Genomic DNA, 7,315 nt, shown 5'->3' on the forward strand with positions numbered 1-7,315 from the left:
CTGAAACTCGGATCCACCAGCCCAACCGATGCGCCCGATGGCAGCGGCAGCCAGGTCACGCCCTTGAACAACTGAGCCCAACCCTCGCCCCCCGAAGAGGTGACGTTGATGTTGCTGATGCTCGCTTCGGCGGTAGCCGCGGCGGCCAGTTGCGAAGCAGCGAGCAGTGCTGCGCTGATGACGTACTTGAATCGATGCACGATGGTCTCCTGCGTGTTATTGGCGGACCGGGCGAGACGCCCGTGGGAATTGACTTGCCTGGTGACGTCTTGAGCCGTAGCCCATTGCGGTATTACCAGTTTCTCATTTTCGACCAATGCGGTCATACCAGAGAAAACACCTACGGCTCAGCTGAGTTGCCGATGCAGCCAGCCCAGCACGCCGTCCGGCCCCTGGAACTCGTCGATCGACCGAGCCGGGATGTCGGGGTGCCGCTCGCGCCACATGGATGCCAGTGCGGCACCGGGGCCGATTTCCAGCACGCAGCGAACGCCGCGTTCGGCGATGCTGTCCATGCAGTCGTCCCATCGCACAGTGCTGGCAATCTGGCCGGCAAGTGCGGCCGCCAGCGCGGCGGGGACTCTGCTGGCAGCACCGGTGAAGTTGCAGACCACGGCGGTGCGTGGCGCCTGGAGACTGACCGTCGCCAGGTGCCGTGCGAACACCGTCGCCGCAGCCGCCATGGCCGGCGTGTGCGAGGCGATGCCAATGGGCAGGCGCGTGCAGCGCAGGCCGGCGGCGGACCAGCGGGCCGCGTTGGCGTCGAGTTCGGCCGCAACGCCGCCGACGATGACGCGCTCCGCGCTGATGCGGATCGCAATCGCCAACGAGGCTGGGGAGGCTTGGGCCAGGCGCAGCGCGTTCGGGCCCTGCACAGCAAGCAGCCCCGTGTCCTGGCCAGCCACGCCGTCACTCATGGCCTGCGCGCGAACGGCCGCGAGCTCGAGGGCGGTTGAGGCGTCAAACACACCCGCCGCCGCGAATGCGGCCAGCTCGCCGACGCTGTAGCCGGCTACCACCGCCGGTGGCGGCAAGCGCGCCGCCAGCGCCTGCCAGGCGGCGATGCCGACACCCGTCAGCAGCAGCTGCGCGACCCGATTGGCATGCAGCCAGGCCGAGTCGCCCAGGCGATCACGCCAGCCTGGACCCAGGTGCCGGGCCAGGGCATCCAGCGCCGGCCTGGCAGCGGGCTGTGCGTCCAGCCAGGGCAGCATCTGCGGGTGCTGTGCGCCCTGCCCGGGGAAGAGCAGCGCCAGGCCCATTCAGCGCAGGCGTTCCAGCCAGCAGGCGGCGGCGAGGGTGTCGGCCGCGCCGCCGGGGGACAGGCGCTGGCGCACGAACTCGGCGCTGATCGTTTGGACCGTTTCGAGGCCCTGGGATGCACCACCCGTGGCGAGGAAGTCTCGCGCGGTGGCCTGCGCGAAGCGCAACCCCTCGAGGCCGCCGCGGTGGGCGAGGTTGCTGTCGTCCAGCACGGCCATGACGGCGAACAAGGTGTCGAGCCGGGCCGCGGCCGCCGAAAGGCCGCGCGCCCGGGCCGAACGCAAGGCTGGCTCGGCCGTCTCGAACAGCGTCGGAAAGCCCAGAGCGGCTTCGGTCGAAGCGCTGCGCAGTTGAAAGCGCTGCGCAGCCAGCCCGCCGGGCAGCGTGGGAGGGCGCTGCGCGCGAGCGGCCAGCGTCTCGCCCCAGCGCGTCAGCAGCGTCTGCCTGATCAGGGCGGGAGTGGGTTGTTGGCCCAGCGCGCCCGCTGCAGCGCACAGCAAGCCCAGCATGAAGATCGCGCCGCGGTGCGTGTTGATGCCGCCCGTGGCGGCCAGCATGCGGGCTTCGGCCGCGATGCCGCAGCGCTCCAGCGCCTCGAAGGGCGCGCCAGCGGCCCCCAGTTCGGCGATGCGAACAAAGTAGCTGCGCAGCGCGAACAGGCTGCGCATGAAGCTGTGGGCGTCCATGTCGGCATGGCTGCCGCGGTCGGTCAGCGTGACGAGGCCGGGCTTGGGTGACAGCGCGAGCTCGTCATAGAGCGCCAGCGTGGCGGCGCGGCCGATCTGCTGGGGCGTGGGGGCGCTGGGCGCCAGCGCGCGATGTGGCCTCATGCCAGCGCCTCCATCGAAGCGCCGTTGAGCCGTTTCACCAACAGAGCCTGCGGGCCACCGCTGCGCCAGGCGAGCCACTCACGCCAGGCAACGGCGGCGTTGCCGTCGAAGACGAGTTCGCCATCGATCCGCCGGGAGGGCGAGGCGAAGGCGTTCAATGCGGCGGCCGCGGCATCGGCCTGTTCCTTGCTGCCGACTCCTACCCACACGTCGAGATCCGAGCCCTCGCGCACGTGCTGCAGTCCGGTGATGTGTTGCCAGCCATGGCTGCCGTAGACGCGGGCCGTTGCGCCGCAGGCCTGCAGGGCCAGGGCCAGCTGGCGGGCGGGTGCGCGGGTGCTCTGAGGCAGTTGGGTGAGGACCTGGTCCAGGCGCGGGAACTCGTCGAAGTACAGCACCTCGGTGCGCTCGACGCGCAGCGCAATGCGTCGATGGCCCCAGCGGCGCGGCGCGCACAGGCCCAACGCAATGCCGTCGTCGTCGCGTTGGCGCGTGACGACGAGGGGCAGGCCTCGCGCAGCCCAGTGACCCAGGCAGTCGAGGGCTTCGGCGTCCCAACTGCCGCCGAGCAGGCCCTGCCAGCCCACGGCCGACAGCCAGGCGATCTGGTGGCGATGTAGCGCGGCCATGGTTCAGGCGGCGTCGAGCACCCGCTGCGCGACCGCTGCGGCCATCTGCCGCCCGCCGCGCGCGGCGCCATCTTCAGCACGCCGGTCATCGGTCGGCGCATCCGCCAGCGCCTCGCGCAGGGCCTGGGCCAGGTCGCCCTGCCAGAGCCGGCGCACGCCGCCCATGGCGACGTAGTTGTCCACGCCGGGCGCGAACACCGGATTGGATTCGGACAGYTGCGCCAGCAACGCCTCGGGCAGCTTGGTCACGCGCGCCATGGCCGGCAGGCGCATGACGCGGATCTCGGCCTCGGGCAGTGCGTCGCAGGCGTCGGCGATGAGGCCCGAGGTGATGAAGCCGCCGGACAAGGCTTGGTCGTAGACGAGGCCCAGCACGCGGTGGCCGCGCCGGCGGGCGAGGTCGATCGTCATGCCCAGATGGGCCATCGCGCGGTTGATGCCCAGCAGCTCGTCGCGGCGGCGCAGCTGCTGGCCTTGGGTGTCGATCAGCAGCAGGATGGCGCGGCCGGGGTGCTGGGCCATCGTGTCCAGCACTGCGCGGGCCTGGGTCAGCGCGAGCTGCACGCCGATGGGTGCGTGGTTGGTGGTGCCGATGACGGCGATGGGCTCGCCGTCGAACTCGACCTCGCCGCGCAGGAAATCACCGTCGCGCGTGATGCCGTGATCGGCGCCGAAGAGTTGGGTTGCAAGCGTCTGCCAGTCCATCAGCGGGCTCCCAGGGCCAGCACACCGGCCACGTCGAGGTCGGGCACGTGGGAGGCGCTCTGCACGCCGAGCGAAGCCCACAACGCAATGGCTTCGGAGCCGTCGAAAGTGAGCCGCGCACTCAGCCGCGCGTGCTCGGCTTCCAGCAGTTCCAGCGTGACCGGCCGCCCCGAATCCAGCGCCGCAATGGCTGCCGCGCGGAACTCGGCCACGTCGTCTTCCACCAGCACGTCGCAGTCGCCACTCAGCCAGCGGTGCTTGCCGCCGGTCGTGCGCCACACCAGCGCTCGGTCGCGTGAGTCGAACTCCTCGACGCCATGCGAAGCCTCGATGACTTCGGGGCCGGACATGGCCAGGCGCCCCAGGTCGCTCATGACGATGTGGTCGGCGCAGCGCGCGACGATGCCCATGCCGCCGAAGCAGCCATTGGCGCCGCCGATCAGCACGATGACCGGGATGCCTGCCGCGCGCACATCAAGCAGCGCGCGCATCACCTCGGAGACAGCGATGAGCCCGGCGTTGGCTTCGTGCAGGCGCACGCCACCCGACTCGGCCAGCAGCAGCACGGCCCGTGGCTGGTCGCGCAGCGCGCGCTTCAGCAGGCCGACGAGCTTGGCGCCATGCACTTCGCCGACGCCGCCGCCCATGAACTGGCCTTCCTGCGCGGCGACGAAGATCTCCTGACCAGCCAGCGTTGCGCGGCCAATGGCCACGCCGTCGTCGAAAGAGGAGGGCACGCCAAGCTGCGCCAGGTGGGGGCTGGTCAGCCGCATCGCGGGCGGCAGCCACTCGTAGAAGCTGCCGGTATCGACGACCAGGGCCAGGCGCTCGCGTGCCGAGCATTCCGCATAGGACATCACGGCTGCAGCTCCTGCGCGGCCTGGTCCAGCCGCAGGCTGACGACGGCGGGCGTGGCGCCCATGTCGTGGATGGACAGCTGCACGCCGGCGAGCTGGTGGCGCTGGTGGAAGTCGCTGACGACGGCCGACCAGATGGTGCCGAAGCCGCGCGCCGAGGTTTCGATGTGGATGCGGCAGTCGCTGCCGGCCGCGGGCTCCAGCAGCACTTCGAGGTTGCCGGAGCCGACGACGCCGACCAGCACCGGCGTGAAGCTGCCGGCGGGCCGTGTGCCGGTGAAGGCGTAGTCCAGGGTTTCGAGGCCAGGGGTGGTCATCTTGTCCTCACCAGTTGCGGAAACGCTTGGGCGGGCTGTACAGGCCACCCGAGGCGCGCACGAGGTCGCGCATGCTGCGCGCGGCCAGCAGGTTGCGCGTGGCGTCGCGCGGATCGATGCCGAGGTCGGCAGGCCGCTTGATGACACCACGGTCGCGCAGGTTCTCGACCATGCGCGCATCCCGCGCCAGACCCACCGCCGTGTAGCCCGCCACGCCGCGGATGGCCTGCTCGCGCTCCTCGTCGCTGCGGCACAGCAGCAGGTTGGCGATGCCTTCCTCGGTCAGGATGTGGCTGACGTCGTCGCCGTAGATCATGATGGGCGGCAGGGCCATGCCGGCCTGCTCCTGCAGTGTCCACGCGTCGAGTCGTTCGACGAAGGCGGGCTGCATGTGTTCGCGGAAGGTCTCCACCATCTGCACCACCAGCTTCTGGCCACGAGGCGTGCCGGCGGCGCCTTGCCTTCCCGCACGGGCCTCGGCACCGGCCTTCAGCCACGCGGGGCTGGCGTGGCGSCGGCCGCGCGCGTCKGCRCCCATATTGGGCGCRCCACCAAAGCCGGTGATGCGRCCCAGCGTGGCGGTGGARSWGTTGCCCTGCAGGTCGATCTGCAGCGTGGAGCCGATGAAGAGGTCGCAGGCGTAATGGCCGGCGGCCTGGCAGAAGGCGCGGTTGCTGCGCAGGCTGCCGTCGGTGCCGGTGAAGAAGACGTCGGACCGGGCACGGATGTAGTCCTCCATGCCGAGCTCGGAGCCGAAGGAGTGGATGGACTCCACCCAACCGGCCTCGATGGCGGGAATGAGCGCCGGGTGTGGGTTCAACGCCCAGTGCTTGCAGATCTTGCCCTTGAGGCCGAGCGACTCGGCATAGGTGGGCAGCAGCAGCTCGATGGCCGCGGTGTCGAAGCCGATGCCGTGGTTCAGGCGCTGCACGCCGTACTCGGCATAGATGCCCTTGATGGCCATCATGGCCATCAGCACCTGGATCTCGCTGATCTGCGCCGGGTCGCGGGTGAACAGCGGCTCGACAAGGTTGGGCCGCGGCGCCTGCACGACGAAGTCCACCCAGTCGGCCGGGATGTCGATGCGCGGCAACGTGTCGACGATCTCGTTGACCTGAGCGATGACGATGCCGCCCGAGAAGGCCGTGGCCTCGACGATGGCCGGCGTGTCCTCAGTGTTGGGGCCGGTGTAGAGGTTGCCTTGCGCATCCGCGGCGTGGGCGGCCACCAGCGCGACCTTGGGCGTCAGGTCGACGAAGTAGCGCGCGAACAGTTCCAGGTAGGTGTGGATGGCGCCGATCTCGATGCCACCCGCCGCGACCAGCTTGGCCAGGCGCGCACCCTGCGGGCCGGAGAAGCTGAAGTCGAGCCGCTTGGCGATGCCGCTCTCGAACACGTCCAGGTGCTCGGGCAGGGCCAGCACCGACTGCACCATGTGCAGGTCGCGCACGCGCTGCGGGTCCACCTGCGTGAGCGACTGGGCGAGGAAGTCGGCCTGCTTCTGGTTATTGCCTTCCAGGCAGACACGGTCGCCGGGCTGCAGCACGGCCTCCAGCAGCGGCACGATGGCGTCGGTCGCCACGCGCCGGCCCTGTACGCCGGTGAGTTCGGCCGCCCGCGAGAGCCGCTCGCGGCGCTGGCGGTCGCGCAGGTTCCAGGCGGGAGCATTCATGGCCGGCTCCTCAATGCGCCTTGGCGGCGACGCCCATGACCGCGTCCGGCAGAGCAGTGGCAATGCCCGGGAAGATGCAGATCAGCAGCACCGCCAGCAACATCAGCACGACGAAGGGCAGCACGCCCCAGATGATGTCGCGCAGGTCGATGTCGGGCGCGATGTTCTTGATGACAAAGATGTTCAGCCCCACCGGTGGGTGGATGAGGCCGGTCTCCATGACGATGGTCATCAGGATGCCGAACCAGATCAGGTCGAAGCCGGCGGCCTTCAGCGGCGGCAGGATGATGGGTGCCGTCATCAGGATGATGCTGACCGGCGGTAGGAAGAAGCCCAGCAGGATGACCATCAGCAGCACCGCGGCCAGCAGCACCCACTTGGACAGCTGCATGCCGACGATCCACTCCGCCGCCGACTGGCTGATGTGCAGATAGCTCATCACGTAGGAGAACAGCAGCGACATGCCGATGATGAGCATCAGCATGGTCGATTCCTTCAGCGTCGACTGGAGGATGGGCGCCACGTCCTTGGGCCGCCACACGCCGTAGATGACGGCGATCAGCGCCAGCGCCAGCAGCGCGCCAAGGCCGGCCGTTTCCGACGGTGTCGCGAAGCCGCCATACAGCGCCACCATGACGCCGATCAGCAGCAGCACGAAGGGCACGACGCGCGGCAGCATCTCGAACTTCTGGCGGTTGGTGAAGGTCTCGTTGGCCAGCAGCGCCGAGGCGGCACCGGTGCGCTTGTATTCGGCCTCGGCCAGCGCGTACTCCTTGCGGTAGCGCAGCGCCGCGTAGCCGGCGAACAGCGCCACCAGCAGCACGCCCGGCATGATGCCGGCCAGGAACAGCCGGCCCAGCGACTGCTCGGCCGCCACTGCGTACAGGATCATCGTGATGGACGGCGGCAGCAGGATGCCCAGGGTGCCGCCGGCAGCGATGATGCCGGCCGCAAAGCCGGGCGAGTAGCCGCGCTTGCGCATCTCCGGGATGCCGGCGCTGCCGATGGCCGAGCAGGTGGCCGGGCTGGAGCCGGCCATGGC

9 protein-coding genes are annotated in these 7,315 nt (G+C 69.9%); all 9 read right to left on the minus strand.

Annotated features, from left to right (window positions below; translation table 11 throughout):
• Positions 1-326, minus strand: a 326-nt coding sequence (locus tag AC1DU6_RS14895) for a hypothetical protein (RefSeq protein WP_477857996.1), incomplete at its 3' end; no start/stop codon positions are given.
• Between the two features lie 21 nt (positions 327-347).
• The gene (locus AC1DU6_RS14900; RefSeq protein ID WP_457325648.1) at positions 348-1,262 is read right to left on the minus strand and encodes an ACP S-malonyltransferase; all 915 of its coding nucleotides are present in this window, start codon (positions 1,260-1,262) and stop codon (positions 348-350) included.
• On the minus strand, positions 1,263-2,093 hold the full coding sequence (gene mdcB, locus AC1DU6_RS14905; RefSeq protein ID WP_457325649.1) for a triphosphoribosyl-dephospho-CoA synthase MdcB: 831 nt from the start codon (positions 2,091-2,093) through the stop codon (positions 1,263-1,265).
• A complete protein-coding gene (gene mdcG, locus AC1DU6_RS14910) occupies positions 2,090-2,722 on the minus strand; it encodes a malonate decarboxylase holo-[acyl-carrier-protein] synthase (protein WP_056201521.1) in 633 nt (210 codons plus the stop codon). Before mdcG ends, mdcB begins: the two co-directional genes overlap by 4 nt.
• A gap of 3 nt (positions 2,723-2,725) precedes the next feature.
• Complete coding sequence (locus AC1DU6_RS14915) at positions 2,726-3,427, minus strand: biotin-independent malonate decarboxylase subunit gamma (protein WP_457322089.1); 702 nt, start codon at positions 3,425-3,427, stop codon at positions 2,726-2,728.
• The gene (locus tag AC1DU6_RS14920; protein ID WP_457322087.1) at positions 3,427-4,287 is read right to left on the minus strand and encodes a biotin-independent malonate decarboxylase subunit beta; all 861 of its coding nucleotides are present in this window, start codon (positions 4,285-4,287) and stop codon (positions 3,427-3,429) included. The genes AC1DU6_RS14915 and AC1DU6_RS14920 overlap by 1 nt, the downstream gene beginning before the upstream one ends.
• The gene (gene mdcC / locus AC1DU6_RS14925) at positions 4,284-4,601 is read right to left on the minus strand and encodes a malonate decarboxylase acyl carrier protein (protein WP_457322086.1); all 318 of its coding nucleotides are present in this window, start codon (positions 4,599-4,601) and stop codon (positions 4,284-4,286) included. The genes AC1DU6_RS14920 and mdcC overlap by 4 nt, the downstream gene beginning before the upstream one ends.
• A gap of 7 nt (positions 4,602-4,608) precedes the next feature.
• Positions 4,609-6,273, minus strand: a complete 1,665-nt coding sequence (gene mdcA / locus AC1DU6_RS14930; RefSeq protein ID WP_477857999.1) for a malonate decarboxylase subunit alpha — start codon at positions 6,271-6,273, stop codon at positions 4,609-4,611.
• Positions 6,274-6,283: 10 nt separating this feature from the next.
• On the minus strand, positions 6,284-7,315 hold a 1,032-nt coding region (locus AC1DU6_RS14935; protein WP_477858001.1), incomplete at its 5' end, for a TRAP transporter large permease.

Source organism: Roseateles sp. P5_B10, assembly GCF_056400485.1.